The sequence below is a fragment of the Escherichia sp. WS547 genome (assembly GCF_046486065.1).
Taxonomy (GTDB): domain Bacteria; phylum Pseudomonadota; class Gammaproteobacteria; order Enterobacterales; family Enterobacteriaceae; genus Escherichia; species Escherichia coli.
In genome coordinates this window covers 23,362-42,788 of the sequence record NZ_JBJQMA010000002.1, presented here as the reverse complement: position 1 = coordinate 42,788, position 19,427 = coordinate 23,362, and the positions used below count along the sequence as shown (strand labels likewise).

Annotated in this window: 17 protein-coding genes; 11 read left to right on the top strand and 6 right to left on the bottom strand. The window is 54.2% G+C overall.

What is annotated here, in order from left to right:
- Positions 1–317 precede the first annotated feature (317 nt).
- Together ACJHWK_RS01990 and ACJHWK_RS01985 are read right to left on the bottom strand one after the other, a co-directional pair.
- A complete protein-coding gene (locus ACJHWK_RS01990) occupies positions 318–1,181 on the bottom strand; it encodes a YjjW family glycine radical enzyme activase (protein ID WP_001088415.1) in 864 nt (287 codons plus the stop codon).
- Positions 1,153–2,703 carry a YjjI family glycine radical enzyme gene (locus tag ACJHWK_RS01985; RefSeq protein ID WP_001143253.1) on the bottom strand — a complete coding sequence of 517 codons (1,551 nt, stop codon included), beginning with the start codon at positions 2,701–2,703 and terminating at the stop codon, positions 1,153–1,155. Before ACJHWK_RS01985 ends, ACJHWK_RS01990 begins: the two co-directional genes overlap by 29 nt.
- Before the next feature lie 257 nt (positions 2,704–2,960).
- Here ACJHWK_RS01985 and deoC point away from each other — a divergent pair, with 257 nt between their 5' ends.
- The 5 genes from deoC to yjjJ all read left to right on the top strand — a co-directional run bounded on the left by deoC (position 2,961) and on the right by yjjJ (position 8,738).
- Positions 2,961–3,740, top strand: a complete 780-nt coding sequence (gene deoC / locus ACJHWK_RS01980) for a deoxyribose-phosphate aldolase (RefSeq protein ID WP_001298497.1) — start codon at positions 2,961–2,963, stop codon at positions 3,738–3,740.
- A 126-nt stretch (positions 3,741–3,866) separates the two neighbouring features.
- Positions 3,867–5,189: a thymidine phosphorylase gene (deoA, locus tag ACJHWK_RS01975; protein WP_000477807.1), complete on the top strand. Its 1,323-nt coding sequence runs from the start codon at positions 3,867–3,869 to the stop codon at positions 5,187–5,189.
- 51 nt (positions 5,190–5,240) lie between these two features.
- Positions 5,241–6,464, top strand: a complete 1,224-nt coding sequence (gene deoB, locus ACJHWK_RS01970; protein WP_000816471.1) for a phosphopentomutase — start codon at positions 5,241–5,243, stop codon at positions 6,462–6,464.
- A gap of 56 nt (positions 6,465–6,520) precedes the next feature.
- Positions 6,521–7,240 carry a purine-nucleoside phosphorylase gene (gene deoD / locus ACJHWK_RS01965; RefSeq protein ID WP_000224877.1) on the top strand — a complete coding sequence of 240 codons (720 nt, stop codon included), beginning with the start codon at positions 6,521–6,523 and terminating at the stop codon, positions 7,238–7,240.
- 166 nt (positions 7,241–7,406) lie between these two features.
- On the top strand, positions 7,407–8,738 hold the full coding sequence (gene yjjJ, locus ACJHWK_RS01960; RefSeq protein WP_001293115.1) for a type II toxin-antitoxin system HipA family toxin YjjJ: 1,332 nt from the start codon (positions 7,407–7,409) through the stop codon (positions 8,736–8,738).
- Here yjjJ and lplA read toward each other — a convergent pair whose 3' ends face one another.
- Together lplA and ACJHWK_RS01950 are read right to left on the bottom strand one after the other, a co-directional pair.
- A complete protein-coding gene (lplA, locus tag ACJHWK_RS01955) occupies positions 8,739–9,755 on the bottom strand; it encodes a lipoate--protein ligase LplA (protein ID WP_000105884.1) in 1,017 nt (338 codons plus the stop codon).
- Positions 9,756–9,782: 27 nt separating this feature from the next.
- Positions 9,783–10,427, bottom strand: coding sequence for a YtjB family periplasmic protein (locus tag ACJHWK_RS01950; protein WP_000124615.1), 645 nt, complete (start codon positions 10,425–10,427; stop codon positions 9,783–9,785).
- A gap of 105 nt (positions 10,428–10,532) precedes the next feature.
- On the opposite strand from ACJHWK_RS01950, the gene serB reads away from it, so the two are divergent.
- The 4 genes from serB to nadS are packed head-to-tail and all read left to right on the top strand — an operon-like array spanning position 10,533 to position 14,386.
- A complete protein-coding gene (gene serB / locus ACJHWK_RS01945) occupies positions 10,533–11,501 on the top strand; it encodes a phosphoserine phosphatase (protein ID WP_001132955.1) in 969 nt (322 codons plus the stop codon).
- A gap of 48 nt (positions 11,502–11,549) precedes the next feature.
- Positions 11,550–12,932 (top strand): DNA repair protein RadA, encoded by a 1,383-nt coding sequence (radA, locus tag ACJHWK_RS01940; RefSeq protein WP_001029687.1) that lies wholly within the window; start codon positions 11,550–11,552, stop codon positions 12,930–12,932.
- Between the two features lie 20 nt (positions 12,933–12,952).
- Positions 12,953–14,185, top strand: a complete 1,233-nt coding sequence (gene nadR, locus ACJHWK_RS01935) for a multifunctional transcriptional regulator/nicotinamide-nucleotide adenylyltransferase/ribosylnicotinamide kinase NadR (protein WP_000093814.1) — start codon at positions 12,953–12,955, stop codon at positions 14,183–14,185.
- Between the two features lie 33 nt (positions 14,186–14,218).
- A complete protein-coding gene (nadS, locus tag ACJHWK_RS01930) occupies positions 14,219–14,386 on the top strand; it encodes a NadS family protein (protein ID WP_000007444.1) in 168 nt (55 codons plus the stop codon).
- Positions 14,387–14,492: 106 nt separating this feature from the next.
- Here nadS and ettA read toward each other — a convergent pair whose 3' ends face one another.
- The gene (gene ettA, locus ACJHWK_RS01925; protein WP_000046749.1) at positions 14,493–16,160 is read right to left on the bottom strand and encodes an energy-dependent translational throttle protein EttA; all 1,668 of its coding nucleotides are present in this window, start codon (positions 16,158–16,160) and stop codon (positions 14,493–14,495) included.
- Positions 16,161–16,370: 210 nt separating this feature from the next.
- Between ettA and sltY the strand changes: the two genes are divergently transcribed.
- Positions 16,371–18,308 carry a murein transglycosylase gene (gene sltY, locus ACJHWK_RS01920; RefSeq protein ID WP_000409451.1) on the top strand — a complete coding sequence of 646 codons (1,938 nt, stop codon included), beginning with the start codon at positions 16,371–16,373 and terminating at the stop codon, positions 18,306–18,308.
- 89 nt (positions 18,309–18,397) lie between these two features.
- The gene (gene trpR, locus ACJHWK_RS01915; RefSeq protein ID WP_000068679.1) at positions 18,398–18,724 is read left to right on the top strand and encodes a trp operon repressor; all 327 of its coding nucleotides are present in this window, start codon (positions 18,398–18,400) and stop codon (positions 18,722–18,724) included.
- A 146-nt stretch (positions 18,725–18,870) separates the two neighbouring features.
- Here the strand turns inward: trpR and yjjX are convergent, their stop codons facing one another.
- The gene (yjjX, locus tag ACJHWK_RS01910) at positions 18,871–19,383 is read right to left on the bottom strand and encodes an inosine/xanthosine triphosphatase (RefSeq protein ID WP_001338221.1); all 513 of its coding nucleotides are present in this window, start codon (positions 19,381–19,383) and stop codon (positions 18,871–18,873) included.
- Positions 19,384–19,427 lie beyond the last annotated feature (44 nt).

Sequence of the window (19,427 nt, the reverse complement as noted above, 5' to 3'; positions counted from 1 at the left end):
CCGGATAAGGCGTTCACGCCGCATCCGGCAGTTGGCGCACAATGCCTGATGCGACGCTTGTCGCGTCTTATCATGCCTACAAGTCTGTGCCGAACCGTAGGCCGGATAAGGCGTTCACGCCGCATCCGGCAGTCGGCGCATAATGCCTGATGCGACGCTTGTCGCGTCTTATCATGCCTACAGGTTTGTGCCGAACCGTAGGCCGGATAAGGCGTTCGCGCCGCATCCGGCAGTTGGCGCACAATGCCTGATGCGACGCTTGACGCGTCTTATCAGGCCTACAAGTCTGTGCCGAACCGTAGGCCGTATCCGGCATGTCACAAATAGAGCGCCGGAAATATCAACCGGCTCACCCCGCGCACCTTTAACGCATCAGCCAACGGCTCAACGTCTTCCGGCGTGGCGCTCGCCCAGCTTTGCGCCTCGCCATACACGCCGTGGGCATGAAACGCGTTCAGGCGTACCGGAACATCGCCGAGTCCCTTGATAAACGCCGCCAGTTCTTCGATGTGTTGCAAATAATCCACCTGGCCAGGGATCACCAGCAAACGCAGTTCCGCCAGCTTGCCGCGCTCTGCCAGCAAATAGATGCTGCGCTTAATCTGCTGATTATCGCGTCCGGTGAGTTGTTGATGACATTCGCTCCCCCACGCTTTGAGATCGAGCATTGCGCCGTCGCACACCGGGAGCAATTTTTCCCAGCCGGTTTCGCTCAACATGCCGTTACTGTCCACCAGACAGGTGAGATGGCGCAGTTGCGGATCGTTTTTGATAGCAGTAAACAGCGCCACCACAAACGGCAGCTGGGTCGTGGCTTCACCGCCACTCACCGTTATCCCTTCGATAAACAGCACTGCTTTGCGGACATGGCTAAGCACTTCGTCCACGCTCATGGATTGCGCCATGGGCGTGGCATGTTGCGGACACCTCTTCAGGCAGGTATCACACTGCTCGCAAACCACAGCGTTCCACACCACTTTGCCGTCAACAATCTGCAACGCCTGATGCGGACACTGTGGCACGCACTCCCCACAGTCATTGCAACGTCCCATCGTCCACGGATTGTGACAGTTTTTGCAGCGCAGATTGCAGCCCTGCAAAAACAGAGCCAGACGACTGCCTGGCCCGTCAACGCAGGAGAAGGGGATAATCTTACTGACTAAAGCGCATCTGCTGTTCATGGCTTATCACGCGCGGCTGGCGTTCCAGAATACGAGTGTTGCGTGCGGCTTCTTCGCCCAGCCAGGTGGTGTTGGTGCGTGAACCTTCGGCGCGATATTTTTCTAAATCCGACAAACGCACCATATAACCGGTAACGCGAACCAGATCGTTACCGCTGACATTGGCGGTAAATTCACGCATTCCGGCTTTAAAGGCACCGAGGCAAAGCTGTACCAGTGCCTGCGGGTTACGTTTGATGGTTTCGTCGAGCGTCAGAATGTCGCTGATGCCGGAATAATAATAAGCATGATGCGGGGCGACAGTTTGCAGATGGGTGATCGGATCTGGCTCATCGCCATACGGCAAACGCGCGCCCGGCGTGGTGCCGATATCGGAACTGATCCCCGACTGTGCGTGTAACATGGCGCGTTTTTGCCAGCCATATTTCACGGGGGTATTGGCGACAAACTCCGCCAGTTGCGCGCTGATGCGATAACCTACTTCATTTGCGGCGGCTTCTTTACCGTAGCGCGCGGCAATCCCTTCTTTTTCACACAGCAAGTTAACCGCTTCCGCCAGCCCATACATGCCAAACATTGGCACAAAACGTTCAGGGTTAATCAGCCCTTCTTTCACCAGGAAGCTATTCTCAAAGAAGTGTGATTGTTGATAGAGGAATTCACACCGCGCATCGATGATGGCGATCTGCTGCTGGCAGTAGTGCGGTAGAGTGCGCGTAAAGAAGTCATCCAGCGATTCGCTGCGCTCGGCAATGGCTTTCAGGTTAAGGCGTACCAGCGTGCTGCCACCACCCGCCAGCGGCAGTGAGTTGTAACAGCTCACAATCCCGTAGCCCCCTTTTGTGAAAATTTTATCATGCACCGGACCGTTGGCGATGTGCGGTTTGCTACATTCACAGATGTTCTTCGCCACTTCCAGCAGCAGGTCATCAGGGGTGATTTCAGGATCGTAGATAAAGGTCAGGTTCGGTGAAACCTGCTTCAACTCTGCATCTGCACGTAAGATCGCGCGGGTAATGGGCGAATCAGACGGGCCGATATTGGCGTGCATAAAGGCGTCTGGCAGGGTTCTGTCGAGGTAACGCCAGAAACGTTTTATTCGAACATCGATCTCGTCTTGTGTTAGAATTCTAACATACGGTTGCAACAACGCATCCAGTTGCCCCAGGTAGACCGGCATCGATGTGACCGACGGTACGTGGTGGTAAAGAATGGTCAGCAGAGAGAGTGCGTCATCAAGATCTTTCGCGCCTTCCAGCTCCAGCCATTCGGAACCGTTCGCCAGAAAACGGGCGTAATCGGGTAAGACATAGCGCGGTTTGTACGGCGCATGACCTTCAAACATATCGCAGATTACACCTTCATCCAGCGCGCGGCGGGCTTCGGCAGGAAGCTGTGGGTAAGGCAGATTGTTTTCTGCTTCCAGTGCCAGAAAATGGCGCTTCTGCTCCGGGCTAAGCACTGGGCTGGTGACAATTTGCTGGCAACGTTGTTGCAGTGCATTTTCATGAGAAGTGGGCATCTTCTTTTCCTTTTATGCCGAAGGTGATGCGCCATTGTAAGAAGTTTCGTGATGTTCACTTTGATCCTGATGCGTTTGCCACCACTGACGCATTCATTTGAAAGTGAATTATTTGAACCAGATCGCATTACAGTGATGCAAACTTGTAAGTAGATTTCCTTAATTGTGATGTGTATCGAAGTGTGTTGCGGAGTAGATGTTAGAATACTAACAAACTCGCAAGGTGAATTTTATTGGCGACAAGCCAGGAGAATGAAATGACTGATCTGAAAGCAAGCAGCCTGCGTGCACTGAAATTGATGGACCTGACCACCCTGAATGACGACGACACCGACGAGAAAGTGATCGCCCTGTGTCATCAGGCCAAAACTCCGGTCGGCAATACCGCCGCTATCTGTATCTATCCTCGCTTTATCCCGATTGCTCGCAAAACTCTGAAAGAGCAGGGCACCCCGGAAATCCGTATCGCTACGGTAACCAACTTCCCACACGGTAACGACGACATCGACATCGCGCTGGCAGAAACCCGTGCGGCAATCGCCTACGGTGCTGATGAAGTTGACGTTGTGTTCCCGTACCGCGCGCTGATGGCGGGTAACGAGCAGGTTGGTTTTGACCTGGTGAAAGCCTGTAAAGAGGCTTGCGCGGCAGCGAATGTACTGCTGAAAGTGATCATCGAAACCGGCGAACTGAAAGACGAAGCGCTGATCCGTAAAGCGTCTGAAATCTCCATCAAAGCGGGTGCGGACTTCATCAAAACCTCTACCGGTAAAGTGGCTGTGAACGCGACGCCGGAAAGCGCGCGCATCATGATGGAAGTGATCCGTGATATGGGCGTAGAAAAAACCGTTGGTTTCAAACCGGCGGGCGGCGTGCGTACTGCGGAAGATGCGCAGAAATATCTCGCCATTGCAGATGAACTGTTCGGTGCTGACTGGGCAGATGCGCGTCACTACCGCTTTGGCGCTTCCAGCCTGCTGGCAAGCCTGCTGAAAGCGCTGGGTCACGGCGACGGTAAGAGCGCCAGCAGCTACTAAGTAAGATGCTTTACGCCTGATGCGCTGCGCTTATCAGGCCTACGAGACGTATCTACCCGTAGGCCGGATAAGGCGTAGACGCATCCGGCAAAAGCCGCCTCATACTCTTTTCCTCGGGAGGTTACCTTGTTTCTCGCACAAGAAATTATTCGTAAAAAACGTGATGGTCATGCGCTGAGCGATGAAGAAATTCGTTTCTTTATCAACGGTATTCGCGACAACACTATCTCCGAAGGGCAGATTGCCGCCCTCGCGATGACCATTTTCTTCCACGATATGACAATGCCTGAGCGTGTCTCGCTGACCATGGCGATGCGAGATTCAGGAACCGTTCTCGACTGGAAAAGCCTGCATCTGAATGGCCCGATTGTTGATAAACACTCCACCGGTGGCGTCGGCGATGTGACTTCGCTGATGTTGGGGCCGATGGTCGCAGCCTGCGGCGGCTATATTCCGATGATCTCTGGTCGCGGCCTCGGTCATACTGGCGGTACGCTCGACAAACTGGAATCCATCCCTGGCTTCGACATTTTCCCGGATGACAACCGTTTCCGCGAAATTATTAAAGACGTCGGCGTGGCGATTATCGGTCAGACCAGTTCACTGGCTCCGGCTGATAAACGTTTCTACGCGACCCGTGATATTACCGCAACCGTGGACTCCATCCCGCTGATCACCGCCTCTATTCTGGCGAAGAAACTTGCGGAAGGTCTGGACGCGCTGGTGATGGACGTGAAAGTGGGTAGCGGCGCGTTTATGCCGACCTACGAACTCTCTGAAGCCCTTGCCGAAGCGATTGTTGGCGTGGCTAACGGCGCTGGCGTGCGCACCACCGCGCTGCTCACCGACATGAATCAGGTACTGGCCTCCAGTGCAGGTAACGCGGTTGAAGTTCGTGAAGCGGTGCAGTTCCTGACGGGTGAATATCGTAACCCGCGTCTGTTTGATGTCACGATGGCGCTGTGCGTGGAGATGCTGATCTCCGGCAAACTGGCGAAAGATGACGCCGAAGCGCGCGCGAAATTGCAGGCGGTGCTGGACAACGGTAAAGCGGCAGAAGTCTTTGGTCGTATGGTAGCGGCACAAAAAGGCCCGACCGACTTCGTTGAGAACTACGCGAAGTATCTGCCGACAGCGATGCTGACGAAAGCAGTCTATGCTGATACCGAAGGTTTTGTCAGTGAAATGGATACCCGCGCGCTGGGGATGGCAGTGGTTGCAATGGGCGGCGGACGCCGTCAGGCATCTGACACCATCGATTACAGCGTCGGCTTTACTGATATGGCGCGTCTGGGCGACCAGGTAGACGGTCAGCGTCCGCTGGCGGTTATCCACGCGAAAGACGAAAACAACTGGCAGGAAGCGGCGAAAGCGGTGAAAGCGGCAATTAAACTTGCCGATAAAGCACCGGAAAGCACACCAACTGTCTATCGCCGTATCAGCGAATAACGGTATACTGATCTGATCATTTAAATTTGAAGCACTGAGTACGGAGAACATATGAAACGTGCATTTATTATGGTGCTGGACTCATTCGGCATCGGCGCTACAGAAGATGCAGAACGCTTTGGTGACGTCGGGGCTGACACCCTGGGTCATATCGCAGAAGCTTGTGCCAAAGGCGAAGCTGATAACGGTCGTAAAGGCCCGCTCAATCTGCCAAATCTGACCCGTCTGGGGCTGGCGAAAGCACACGAAGGTTCTACCGGTTTCATTCCGGCGGGAATGGACGGCAACGCTGAAGTTATCGGCGCGTACGCATGGGCGCACGAAATGTCATCCGGTAAAGATACCCCGTCTGGTCACTGGGAAATTGCCGGTGTCCCGGTTCTGTTTGAGTGGGGATATTTCTCCGATCACGAAAACAGCTTCCCGCAAGAGCTGCTGGATAAACTGGTCGAACGCGCTAATCTGCCGGGTTACCTCGGTAACTGCCACTCTTCCGGTACGGTCATTCTGGATCAACTGGGCGAAGAGCACATGAAAACCGGCAAGCCGATTTTCTATACCTCCGCTGACTCCGTGTTCCAGATTGCCTGCCATGAAGAAACTTTCGGTCTGGATAAACTCTACGAACTGTGCGAAATCGCCCGTGAAGAGCTGACCAACGGCGGCTACAATATCGGTCGTGTTATCGCTCGTCCGTTTATCGGCGACAAAGCCGGTAACTTCCAGCGTACCGGTAACCGTCACGACCTGGCTGTTGAGCCGCCAGCACCGACCGTGCTGCAGAAACTGGTTGATGAAAAACACGGCCAGGTGGTTTCTGTCGGTAAAATTGCGGACATCTACGCCAACTGCGGTATCACCAAAAAAGTGAAAGCGACTGGCCTGGACGCGCTGTTTGACGCCACCATCAAAGAGATGAAAGAAGCGGGTGATAACACCATCGTCTTCACCAACTTCGTTGACTTCGACTCTTCCTGGGGCCACCGTCGCGACGTCGCCGGTTATGCCGCGGGTCTGGAACTGTTCGACCGCCGTCTGCCGGAGCTGATGTCTCTGCTGCGCGATGACGACATCCTGATCCTCACCGCTGACCACGGTTGCGATCCGACCTGGACCGGTACTGACCACACGCGTGAACACATTCCGGTACTGGTATATGGCCCGAAAGTAAAACCGGGCTCACTGGGTCATCGTGAAACCTTCGCGGATATCGGCCAGACTCTGGCAAAATATTTTGGTACTTCTGATATGGAATATGGCAAAGCCATGTTCTGATGGATTTGGGCGGAGCGTTGACTCCGCCTTTGTTATGTCACAAAAAGGATAAAACAATGGCTACCCCACACATTAATGCAGAAATGGGCGATTTCGCTGACGTAGTTTTGATGCCAGGCGACCCGCTGCGTGCGAAGTATATTGCTGAAACTTTCCTTGAAGATGCCCGTGAAGTGAACAACGTTCGCGGTATGCTGGGCTTCACCGGTACTTACAAAGGCCGCAAAATTTCCGTAATGGGTCACGGTATGGGTATCCCGTCCTGCTCCATCTACACCAAAGAACTGATCACCGATTTCGGCGTGAAGAAAATTATCCGCGTGGGTTCCTGTGGCGCAGTTCTGCCGCACGTAAAACTGCGCGACGTCGTTATCGGTATGGGTGCCTGCACCGATTCCAAAGTTAACCGCATCCGTTTTAAAGACCATGACTTTGCCGCTATCGCTGACTTCGACATGGTGCGTAACGCAGTAGATGCAGCTAAAGCACTGGGTATTGATGCTCGCGTGGGTAACCTGTTCTCCGCTGACCTGTTCTACTCTCCGGACGGCGAAATGTTCGACGTGATGGAAAAATACGGCATTCTCGGCGTGGAAATGGAAGCGGCTGGTATCTACGGCGTCGCTGCAGAATTTGGCGCGAAAGCCCTGACCATCTGCACCGTATCTGACCACATCCGCACTCACGAGCAGACCACTGCCGCTGAGCGTCAGACTACCTTCAACGACATGATCAAAATCGCACTGGAATCCGTTCTGCTGGGCGATAAAGAGTAATTGTGTTTCGCTGCAAGGCGATTGCCTTGTGAAGCCGGAGCGGGAGACTGCTCCGGCTTTTTAGTATCTATTCATTTTTCTCTCCAGCTTGAATATTTTCGCTATACTTTTCAGTGAAATGTGTTAATAAATCTATTCAAGTATCTATTCACGAATCTATTCATTAATGAGCGAGCTGACTGATCTTTTACTGCAAGGGCCGCGTTCTGCCCCGGAATTGCGCCAGCGTCTGGCAATCAGTCAGGCGACGTTCTCACGCCTTGTTGCCAGAGAAGATCGGGTGATTCGCTTTGGTAAAGCACGGGCAACGCGATATGCACTGCTGCGTCCTTATCGCGGAATTGAGCGTATTCCCGTCTGGCGGGTGGACGATACCGGAAAGGCGCATAAATTCGCCGACATCCGGTTGTGCTGGCCGCAGGGAAGTTGTCTGGTAACAGGCGCAGATGGCGACGAACAGTGGTTTGATGGTTTGCCCTGGTATTTGACCGATCTCCGACCGCAGGGCTTTTTAGGGCGCGCGTGGGGCAGGAAGTTAGCCGCGCAACTGAATCTGACTGATGATATACGTCTCTGGCAGGAAGAAGATGTGCTCTACGCCCTGACCGTATTTAACGGTGAATATACTGGCGGTTGGTTGGTCGGGGAGGGGAATTATCAGCGATGGATTACTGCACAACACCCTGCGGAAATTCCTCTGGATCAAAAACTCACCCATTACGAACAGCTGGCAAGTGATGCACTGGCAGGAGAAATTGTGGGTTCTTCTGCGGGCGGCGAGCAGCCAAAATTTACCTACTATGCACAAACGCCGTCAGGCAATAAACATGTGTTGGTGAAATTCACCGTACCACAGCAAACCGCGGTCAGCCAACGTTGGGGTGACCTGCTAATTGCTGAATCTATTGCCGCGCAAATCCTGCGTGACGGTGGGATCCACGCCATCGAGTCAACGGTGCTTGTAACAAGTAACAGGCAGGTATTCCTCGAAGCGGAACGCTTTGACTGCAAAGGTAACGATGGTCGCTTGCCTATTGTGTCGCTGGAGGCGGTGCAGAGTGAGTTTATCTCTTCTCCGGGATCGTGGCCGCAGGCAATGCGCCGTTTGTGTGAGCAACAACTTGTCACTCACCAGAGCGTGGCGCAAACAGAAGTGATCTGGGCATTTGGGCGACTTATCGCCAACAGCGATATGCACGCAGGTAATTTATCGTTTTATTTATCTGAACCGCCATTTGCGCTGACGCCCGTCTACGACATGCTGCCGATGGTCTATGCACCAAACAGCGCTGGAATGCTGCGTGATGCTGCCATTGAGGTGAAGTTTGATCTTAACGTCAGTAAAAGCGCTTGGTTAACGGCGATCCCGCTGGCGCAGCAGTTCTGGCAAACGGTCGCCAGAGATCCGCGTATCAGCGAGGCGTTTCGCCACATTGCGCAAGAAATGCCGGAAAAAATCCGGCAAATCGAAGAGAAAGTTGCCCGCATGGGCGGGTAACTACCTTACAGCCCCCGCCATCCATGCCGATAACTCCCGTAGCTCTTTTTCCTGTTCCGGGAAGTCAACCAACAGCGCTTCGCACTCCTGTTGCAGCATATCTGCGCGGTACAGGCAGCCTTGCAGTCGTCCGGCGAGGGCTTCCAGCGGCGCGGGGTTGAGGCTGTCGGTAAACACCTGGGCGCGGGTGATATGGCCTTTTTCAACGTCGAAATGCAGTTCCACGCCGCCCCAGGTAAAGCGTTCATCCAGCAGATGCGAGAATGCCGGAGCCTGACCGAAGTTCCATTCCCAGCTACTCTGGCGGGCAAAGGTTTCGGCGAAGTTTGGCAAGTCTGGCGTTTTGTTCGGGGAGATGATTTCCGCTTCCACGCGCTCGCCATAATGGGCGAAAAAGGCCTCGGTTATGGCCTCGCAAACCTGCTCATGGGTGATCCCCGGCAACAGCTCGGTGAGGTTGGTCACGCGGGAACGTACCGACGTAATGCCTTTCGCCGCCAGTTTCTTTTTATCCGGATTGAGATAGTTTGCCAGGCGGCTGAGGTCGGCATTGAGTAGCAAGGTGCCGTGGTGGAAGCCGCGATCTTTGGTTTCGCGATAGGCCGAGCCTGAGACTTTGCGGTCGCCTTCGACGGTTTTCACCACCAGATCGTTACGTCCGGACGCTTCGGCGCTGACGCCGAGCGCGTTCAGCGCATTGAGCACAATCGACGTGGAGATAGTTTTATCGTACTCCGGCTTGCCAGCCATAAAGGTAAAGCAGGTATTGCCGAGATCGTGGAACACCGCGCCGCCACCGCTACTGCGCCGCGCCAGGCGGACGTTATCTTCTTCCATCCGCCGGGTATTACACTCTTTCCACGGGTTCTGCGCGCGACCAATTACTACCGTGTCGGCATTGCGCCAGAGAAACAGAACGCGCTGCGTGGCGGGCATTTGGCGAAAAATACACTCTTCCACCGCCAGGTTAAACCACGGGTCGTAAGAGTCAGAGATGAGCAGGCGTAATGTGGACATAACGATTTCCTTTCTTGTAGTAATGGGTCACTCTTTTTTCTCGCTTTCTTCCTCTTCCGGCACCGGTTTGCTGGCGGTTAACAGGAAGGGCGATTGCTGCCAGCGGGTGCGTTTACCCTGTAGCAGCGTGCGGGTCAGCACTACACCGATTGCCAGTGAGAGCAGCAACATCAGGCGTAAAATGTTAGTGGTGTTATCCACCTGTTGGGCTTCGGTGGCGAGCGTATGGGTGTCGAGTGTCAGGCGCAGATAGCCGAGCGGTCCGTTTTTACCCGCAATTGGCTCGACAATCTGCTGGTTAAAATAGCCGCCTGCTTTTTTACCGTCGAGCGCCAGCCGGTCGCGCACTTCGACGCTTTCGCCAGAACGTGCGATAAGATCGCCTTGTTCGTCATACACACCCGCGTCGAGGATACGGCTTTCATCCGTTAACTGATCGAGGATCGCCTGAATGCGTTTTTCATCCGGTGAGTCGGTACGCATCAGCGGTGCAACGTTCAGCGTCACCTGACGCGCCAGGGTGCGGGCCAGTTCTTCCAGCTGTGGATTACGCTGTCGCTGGTGGTTTTGACTAAACCATGACGCTCCCTGCATCAGCGCCACTAACAAGGCAAGACAGAACAGGACAATCACTGCCCGATGCAGCCGGAATTTCAGTTTTGTGCGAGCCATCTTCCACCCTTTGAAAATTTGAGACTTAATGTTGCCAGAAGCAATGGATACAAGGTAGCCTCATGCGTTATTTTCCCTGCTTCGAACGATTTTACAGGAGCCTTAATGCCTAACATTACCTGGTGCGACCTGCCTGAAGATGTCTCTTTATGGCCGGGTCTGCCTCTTTCATTAAGTGGTGATGAAGTGATGCCACTGGATTACCACGCAGGTCGTAGCGGCTGGCTGCTGTATGGTCGTGGGCTGGATAAACAACGTCTGACCCAATACCAGAGCAAACTGGGTGCGGCGATGGTGATTGTTGCCGCCTGGTGCGTGGAAGATTATCAGGTGATTCGTCTGGCAGGTTCACTCACCGCACGGGCTACACGCCTGGCCCACGAAGCGCAGCTGGATGTCGCCCCGCTGGGGAAAATCCCGCACCTGCGCACGCCGGGTTTGCTGGTGATGGATATGGACTCCACCGCCATCCAGATTGAATGTATTGATGAAATTGCCAAACTGGCCGGAACGGGCGAGATGGTGGCGGAAGTAACCGAACGGGCGATGCGCGGCGAACTCGATTTTACCGCCAGCCTGCGCAGCCGTGTGGCGACGCTGAAAGGCGCTGACGCCAATATTCTGCAACAGGTGCGTGAAAATCTGCCGCTGATGCCAGGCTTAACGCAACTGGTGCTCAAGCTGGAAACGCTGGGCTGGAAAGTGGCGATTGCCTCCGGCGGCTTTACTTTCTTTGCTGAATACCTGCGCGACAAGCTGCGCCTGACCGCCGTGGTAGCCAATGAACTGGAGATCATGGACGGTAAATTTACCGGCAATGTGATCGGCGACATCGTAGACGCGCAGTACAAAGCGAAAACTCTGACTCGCCTCGCGCAGGAGTATGAAATCCCGCTGGCGCAGACCGTGGCGATTGGCGATGGAGCCAATGACCTGCCGATGATCAAAGCGGCAGGGCTGGGGATTGCCTACCATGCCAAGCCAAAAGTGAATGAAAAGGCGGAAGTCACCATCCGTCACGCTGACCTGATGGGGGTATTCTGCATCCTCTCAGGCAGCCTGAATCAGAAGTAATTGCTCGCCCGCCATCCTGCGGGCGGCACAGCATTAACGAGGTACACCGTGGCAAAAGCTCCAAAACGCGCCTTTGTTTGTAATGAATGCGGGGCCGATTATCCGCGCTGGCAGGGGCAGTGCAGTGCCTGTCATGCCTGGAACACCATCACCGAGGTGCGTCTTGCTGCGTCGCCAATGGTGGCGCGTAACGAGCGTCTCAGCGGCTATGCCGGTAGCGCCGGGGTGGCAAAAGTCCAGAAACTCTCCGATATCAGCCTTGAAGAGCTGCCGCGTTTTTCCACCGGATTTAAAGAGTTCGACCGCGTACTAGGCGGCGGCGTGGTGCCAGGAAGTGCCATTCTGATTGGCGGTAACCCTGGTGCGGGGAAATCCACGCTGCTACTGCAAACGCTGTGCAAACTGGCCCAGCAGATGAAAACGCTGTATGTCACCGGCGAAGAGTCGCTGCAACAGGTGGCAATGCGCGCTCATCGCCTTGGCCTGCCGACTGACAATCTCAATATGTTGTCGGAAACCAGCATCGAACAGATCTGCCTGATTGCCGAAGAAGAGCAACCGAAGCTGATGGTAATTGACTCGATCCAGGTGATGCATATGGCGGATGTACAGTCATCGCCTGGTAGCGTGGCGCAGGTGCGTGAAACGGCGGCTTATTTGACACGCTTCGCCAAAACGCGCGGTGTGGCGATTGTCATGGTGGGGCACGTAACCAAAGATGGTTCGCTGGCTGGCCCGAAAGTGCTGGAACACTGTATCGACTGTTCGGTGCTTTTGGATGGCGATGCCGACTCCCGTTTTCGCACCTTGCGCAGCCATAAAAACCGCTTCGGCGCGGTGAATGAGCTGGGCGTCTTCGCGATGACCGAACAGGGGCTGCGTGAAGTCAGCAACCCTTCGGCAATTTTCTTAAGTCGCGGCGATGAAGTGACCTCCGGTAGCTCAGTGATGGTGGTATGGGAAGGAACGCGTCCACTGCTGGTGGAGATTCAGGCGCTGGTCGATCACTCGATGATGGCGAACCCACGCCGCGTGGCAGTGGGGCTGGAACAAAACCGTCTGGCAATCCTGCTGGCTGTGTTGCACCGTCACGGTGGTCTGCAAATGGCCGATCAGGATGTGTTTGTGAACGTGGTCGGCGGCGTGAAGGTAACCGAAACCAGTGCCGACTTAGCGTTACTGCTGGCGATGGTTTCCAGCCTGCGCGACAGACCGCTGCCGCAGGATCTGGTGGTGTTTGGTGAAGTCGGGCTGGCAGGGGAGATCCGCCCGGTGCCCAGCGGTCAGGAACGAATCTCTGAAGCGGCGAAACACGGTTTTCGCCGGGCGATTGTTCCGGCGGCTAACGTGCCGAAAAAAGCGCCGGAAGGGATGCAGATTTTTGGCGTTAAAAAACTCTCCGACGCGCTTAGCGTGTTCGACGACTTATAATGAGATATACGGAGGGAGATATGTCGTCATTTGATTACCTGAAAACTGCCATCAAGCAACAGGGCTGCACGCTACAGCAGGTAGCTGATGCCAGCGGTATGACCAAAGGGTATTTAAGCCAGTTACTGAATGCCAAAATCAAAAGCCCCAGCGCGCAAAAGCTGGAGGCGTTGCACCGTTTTTTGGGGCTTGAGTTTCCCCGGCAGAAGAAAACGATCGGTGTCGTATTCGGTAAGTTCTACCCACTGCATACCGGACATATCTACCTTATCCAGCGCGCCTGTAGCCAGGTTGACGAGCTGCATATCATTATGGGTTTTGACGATACCCGTGACCGCGCGTTGTTCGAAGACAGTGCCATGTCGCAGCAGCCGACCGTGCCGGATCGTCTGCGTTGGTTATTGCAAACTTTTAAATATCAGAAAAATATTCGCATTCATGCTTTCAACGAAGAGGGCATGGAGCCGTATCCGCACGGCTGGGATGTGTGGAGCAACGGCATCAAAAAGTTTATGGCTGAAAAAGGGATCCAGCCGGATCTGATCTACACCTCGGAAGAAGCCGATGCGCCACAGTATATGGAACATCTGGGGATCGAGACGGTGCTGGTCGATCCGAAACGTACCTTTATGAGTATCAGCGGTGCGCAGATCCGCGAAAACCCGTTCCGCTACTGGGAATATATTCCTACCGAAGTGAAGCCGTTTTTTGTGCGTACCGTGGCGATCCTTGGCGGCGAGTCGAGCGGTAAATCCACCCTGGTAAACAAACTTGCCAATATCTTCAACACCACCAGTGCGTGGGAATATGGCCGCGATTATGTCTTTTCACACCTCGGCGGTGATGAGATCGCATTGCAGTATTCTGACTACGATAAAATCGCTCTGGGCCACGCTCAATACATTGATTTTGCGGTGAAATATGCCAATAAAGTGGCATTTATCGATACCGATTTTGTCACCACTCAGGCGTTCTGCAAAAAGTACGAAGGGCGGGAACATCCGTTCGTGCAGGCGCTGATTGATGAATACCGTTTCGATCTGGTGATCCTGCTGGAGAACAACACGCCGTGGGTGGCGGATGGTTTACGCAGCCTCGGCAGTTCGGTGGATCGCAAAGAGTTCCAGAACTTGCTGGTGGAGATGCTCGAAGAGAACAATATCGAATTTGTGCGGGTTGAAGAGGAAGATTACGACAGTCGTTTCCTGCGCTGCGTGGAACTGGTGCGGGAGATGATGGGGGAGCAGAGATAACCGTGATGAAACTGCTCAAAGGCGAGGTATAAAATGAGTTTTTTTGATGAGTTGAAAACCTCTCTGGAAGAGGCTGTCGAGATTAAACAAGGTTTGAAAAAACCTGCACGGGTGACCCGCCACGAAATTGAGGATGCTAAGGCTGTTGTAGACCGGAAACGGTGTTCACGCCGCATCCGGCATTCGGTGCTCAATGCCTGATGCGACGCTTACCGCGTCTTATCAGGCCTACAGTTTTACAACGTATTGAAATTGCTGGTTTTGTAGGCCGGATAAGGCGTTCGCGCCGCATCCGGCATTTTACGCATTACTTCGCAATACGCTTGTACTTGATACGCTTCGGCTCCAGCGCGTCTGCGCCCAGCGTGCGTTTCTTGTACTCTTCGTACTCGGTAAAGTTACCTTCGAAGAACTCAACTTTACCTTCATCCTGGTAATCCAGAATGTGCGTGGCGATACGGTCGAGGAACCAACGGTCGTGCGAGATAACCATCGCACAGCCCGGGAACTCCAGCAGGGCGTTTTCCAGCGCGCGCAGGGTTTCGATATCCAGGTCGTTGGTTGGTTCGTCGAGCAGCAGCATGTTGCCGCCAACCTGCAGCAGCTTCGCCAGATGCAGACGACCGCGCTCACCACCGGAGAGTTCACCAACGCGTTTACCCTGATCAACCCCTTTAAAGTTAAAGCGGCCAACGTAGGCGCGGCTTGGCATCTCGGTGTTGCCGATCTTCATGATATCCAGCCCGCCGGAAACTTCTTCCCAAACGGTTTTGCTGTTATCCATTGAGTCACGGAACTGATCAACCGACGCCAGTTTCACCGTTTCACCCAAAGTGATGGTGCCGCTGTCCGGCTGTTCCTGACCAGAGATCATACGGAACAGGGTCGATTTACCCGCACCGTTCGGACCGATGATCCCGACGATCGCTCCTTTCGGGATCGAGAAGCTCAGGTCATCAATCAGCAGACGATCGCCATAGGATTTACGCAGGTTGCTGACTTCCAGCACTTTATCGCCCAGACGCGGTCCAGGTGGAATAAACAGTTCGTTGGTTTCGTTACGTTTCTGATATTCGGTGCTGTTCAGTTCTTCAAAGCGCGCCAGACGTGCTTTACCTTTCGACTGACGGCCTTTAGTACCTTGACGTACCCATTCCAGCTCTTTCTCAATCGACTTACGACGCGCCGCTTCTTGTGAAGCTTCCTGCGCCAGGCGCTGATCTTTCTGCTCCAGCCAGGAGGAGTAGTTACCTTCCCACGGAATACCTTCACCGCGGTCAAGTTCGAGGATCCAGCCTGCAACGTTATCGAGGAAGTAACGGTCGTGGGTAATCGCCACAACGGTGCCTTCGAAGTCGTGCAGGAAGCGTTCCAGCCAGGCCACGGATTCGGCATCCAGGTGGTTGGTCGGTTCGTCGAGCAGCAGCATGTCTGGTTTTTCCAGCAGCAGGCGGCACAACGCTACGCGACGACGTTCACCACCGGAGAGGTTAGCGATTTTCGCGTCCCAGTCCGGCAGACGTAGCGCATCCGCCGCACGCTCCAGCTGTACGTTCAGATTATGACCGTCGTGAGCCTGAATGATCTCTTCCAGACGGCCTTGTTCAGCGGCCAGCTTGTCAAAATCGGCATCCGGATCGGCGTACAGCGCATACACTTCATCCAGGCGTTTCAGGGCGTTAACCACTTCTGAAACCGCTTCTTCAATGGACTCACGCACGGTGTGTTCCGGGTTCAGCTGCGGTTCCTGCGGCAGATAACCAATCTTGATGTCTGGCTGCGGACGCGCTTCACCTTCGATGTCTTTATCAATGCCCGCCATAATGCGCAGCAGGGTGGACTTACCCGCGCCATTCAGACCCAGGACACCAATTTTTGCCCCAGGGAAGAAACTCAGAGAGATGTTTTTCAAAATATGACGTTTCGGCGGAACAACTTTGCCGACACGATGCATGGTATAAACGAATTGAGCCACGTTGGACTTCGCCTCTATGTTTATCGTGATAATGAGTTTTCAAAGGCGAAGTGTAGCCTTTTTCCCCGCCTAATCCCAGCCGGTCGATCACCCTCGCAGTAAAAGTAAAAAAGTGTCCGTAACGTGGCGTAAACGGCAATGACTGGTTAGCATAAATCTATTACGCGGCATGACGCTGCATTGATGTATTTACACTTAGAGGATGCGCTTGTGGAAAAAGCCAAACAAGTTACCTGGCGGCTGTTGGCTGCCGGTGTCTGTCTGCTGACGGTCAGCAGCGTGGCGCGAGCCGACTCACTGGATGAGCAGCGTAGTCGTTACGCGCAAATCAAGCAGGCCTGGGATAATCGACAAATGGATGTGGTCGAACAAATGATGCCTGGACTGAAGGATTATCCGCTTTATCCCTACCTGGAATACCGCCAGATCACCGATGATCTGATGAATCAACCGGCGGTGACGGTCACTAACTTTGTTCGCGCTAACCCCACGCTTCCTCCCGCTCGCACGCTGCAATCTCGTTTCGTCAATGAACTGGCGCGGCGTGAAGACTGGCGTGGCTTGTTAGCCTTTAGCCCGGAAAAGCCCGGAACTACCGAAGCGCAATGTAATTACTACTATGCGAAATGGAACACCGGGCAGAGTGAAGAAGCCTGGCAAGGGGCGAAAGAGCTGTGGCTAACCGGCAAGAGCCAGCCTAACGCCTGTGACAAGTTATTTAGCGTCTGGCGTGCGTCAGGTAAACAAGATCCGCTGGCGTATTTAGAGCGTATCCGTCTGGCGATGAAAGCGGGTAACACAGGCCTGGTAACAGTGCTGGCAGGGCAGATGCCTGCCGATTACCAGACTATCGCCTCGGCAATCATTTCACTGGCGAACAACCCTAATACGGTACTGACCTTCGCGCGTACAACTGGCGCGACCGATTTTACCCGTCAAATGGCGGCGGTGGCGTTTGCCAGTGTGGCGCGGCAGGATGCTGAGAATGCACGGCTGATGATCCCATCGCTTGCCCAGGCGCAGCAGCTTAATGAAGATCAGATTCAGGAGCTGCGCGATATCGTCGCCTGGCGTTTGATGGGCAACGATGTCACCGACGAGCAGGCGAAATGGCGCGATGACGCCATTATGCGCTCGCAATCTACTTCGCTTATTGAACGCCGTGTACGAATGGCGCTTGGCACCGGCGATCGTCGCGGCCTGAATACCTGGCTGGCGCGTCTGCCTATGGAAGCGAAAGAGAAAGATGAATGGCGTTACTGGCAGGCGGATTTATTGCTGGAACGCGGACGTGAAGCTGAAGCAAAAGAGATTTTGCATCAACTCATGCAACAGCGTGGTTTCTACCCGATGGTTGCAGCACAACGCATCGGCGAAGAGTATGAGCTGAAGATTGATAAAGCGCCGCAGAATGTTGACAGCGCCCTGACTCAGGGGCCGGAGATGGCGCGCGTGCGCGAGTTGATGTACTGGAATCTCGATAATACCGCGCGTAGCGAGTGGGCCAATCTGGTGAAGAGCAAGTCAAAAACAGAGCAGGCTCAACTGGCGCGGTATGCTTTCAACAACCAATGGTGGGATCTTAGCGTTCAGGCAACGATCGCCGGGAAGCTGTGGGATCATCTGGAAGAGCGATTCCCGCTGGCTTACAACGATCTTTTCAAACGCTACACCAGCGGTAAGGAGATCCCGCAAAGCTATGCGATGGCAATTGCTCGTCAGGAGAGCGCCTGGAATCCGAAAGTGAAATCACCGGTAGGGGCCAGCGGCTTGATGCAGATTATGCCTGGTACAGCGACCCATACGGTGAAGATGTTCTCTATTCCCGGTTATAGCAGTCCTGGGCAATTGCTGGATCCGGAAACGAATATCAACATTGGCACCAGTTACCTGCAATATGTTTATCAGCAGTTTGGCAATAATCGTATTTTCTCCTCAGCAGCTTATAACGCCGGACCAGGGCGGGTGCGAACCTGGCTTGGCAACAGCGCCGGGCGTATCGACGCAGTGGCATTTGTCGAGAGTATTCCATTCTCCGAGACGCGCGGTTATGTGAAGAACGTGCTGGCTTATGACGCTTACTACCGCTATTTCATGGGGGATAAACCGACGTTGATGAGCGCCACGGAATGGGGACGTCGTTACTGATCCGCACGTTTATGATATGCTATCGTACTCTTTAGCGAGTACAACCGGGGGAGGCATTTTGCTTCCCCCGCTAACAATGGCGACATATTATGGCCCAACAATCACCCTATTCAGCAGCGATGGCAGAACAGCGTCACCAGGAGTGGTTACGTTTTGTCGACCTGCTTAAGAATGCCTACCAAAACGATCTCCATTTACCGTTGTTAAACCTGATGCTGACGCCAGATGAGCGCGAAGCGTTGGGGACTCGCGTGCGTATTGTCGAAGAGCTGTTGCGCGGCGAAATGAGCCAGCGTGAGTTAAAAAATGAACTCGGCGCAGGCATCGCGACGATTACGCGTGGATCTAACAGCCTGAAAGCCGCGCCCGTCGAGCTGCGCCAGTGGCTGGAAGAGGTGTTGCTGAAAAGCGATTGATTTTGTAGGCCTGATAAGACGTGGCGCATCAGGCATCGTGCACCGAATGCCGGATGCGGCGTGAACGCCTTATCCGTCCTACAAATACCCGTAATTTCAATATGTTTGGTAGGCATGATAAGACGCGGCAGCGTCGCATCAGGCGCTTAATACACGGCATTATGAAACGGACTCAGCGCCAGGATCACCGCCTGGTGATAGACGCTGGCGCGAGTGAGTTTCCCGGCGGTAAACACGCCGATCGCCCCTTCCTTACGACCAATCTCATCAATACCGGTATAACGCGACATCACGGGACCAAGCGCCTCACCTTCACGCACTTTTTCCAGAATCACCGCAGGCAACGGCAAAGTAGCCGAACGCGCCTCGCCGCGCTGGCTGGCGTTTTCAATCACCACCCAACTGAAAGTGCTGTCACCATCGATGCCAGCTTCAATCGCCACCCAAAAATCAGCCTCTGGAAGTAAACGGCGGGCATTGGCTACCCGATTTCGTGCGCCAGCGCGCGTTTCCTCACTGCCAAAGGGCTGTTCCGGTACACCGCTCTCGACGGCAACGGATGCAATATGGCAGGATCCTTCGCCGAAGATCTCGTGAAATGCCTGCAGAATGGCCTGAATTTTAGCGGGATTGGTGGTCGCACAGACAACTTGGTGCATAATCAGCATTACTCAGAAAATTAACGTTACAGCAGTATACGGAA

Coding starts and splice junctions, on each gene's coding strand:
- ACJHWK_RS01950 (WP_000124615.1), bottom strand. CDS start 10,427: ATGGCTCGCACAAAACTGAAATTCCGGCTGCATCGGGCAGTGATTGTC.
- ACJHWK_RS01990 (WP_001088415.1), bottom strand. CDS start 1,181: ATGAACAGCAGATGCGCTTTAGTCAGTAAGATTATCCCCTTCTCCTGC.
- trpR (WP_000068679.1), top strand. CDS start 18,398: ATGGCCCAACAATCACCCTATTCAGCAGCGATGGCAGAACAGCGTCAC.
- deoC (WP_001298497.1), top strand. CDS start 2,961: ATGACTGATCTGAAAGCAAGCAGCCTGCGTGCACTGAAATTGATGGAC.
- serB (WP_001132955.1), top strand. CDS start 10,533: ATGCCTAACATTACCTGGTGCGACCTGCCTGAAGATGTCTCTTTATGG.
- deoB (WP_000816471.1), top strand. CDS start 5,241: ATGAAACGTGCATTTATTATGGTGCTGGACTCATTCGGCATCGGCGCT.
- ACJHWK_RS01985 (WP_001143253.1), bottom strand. CDS start 2,703: ATGCCCACTTCTCATGAAAATGCACTGCAACAACGTTGCCAGCAAATT.
- nadS (WP_000007444.1), top strand. CDS start 14,219: ATGAGTTTTTTTGATGAGTTGAAAACCTCTCTGGAAGAGGCTGTCGAG.
- yjjJ (WP_001293115.1), top strand. CDS start 7,407: ATGAGCGAGCTGACTGATCTTTTACTGCAAGGGCCGCGTTCTGCCCCG.
- yjjX (WP_001338221.1), bottom strand. CDS start 19,383: ATGCACCAAGTTGTCTGTGCGACCACCAATCCCGCTAAAATTCAGGCC.
- lplA (WP_000105884.1), bottom strand. CDS start 9,755: ATGTCCACATTACGCCTGCTCATCTCTGACTCTTACGACCCGTGGTTT.
- nadR (WP_000093814.1), top strand. CDS start 12,953: ATGTCGTCATTTGATTACCTGAAAACTGCCATCAAGCAACAGGGCTGC.
- deoD (WP_000224877.1), top strand. CDS start 6,521: ATGGCTACCCCACACATTAATGCAGAAATGGGCGATTTCGCTGACGTA.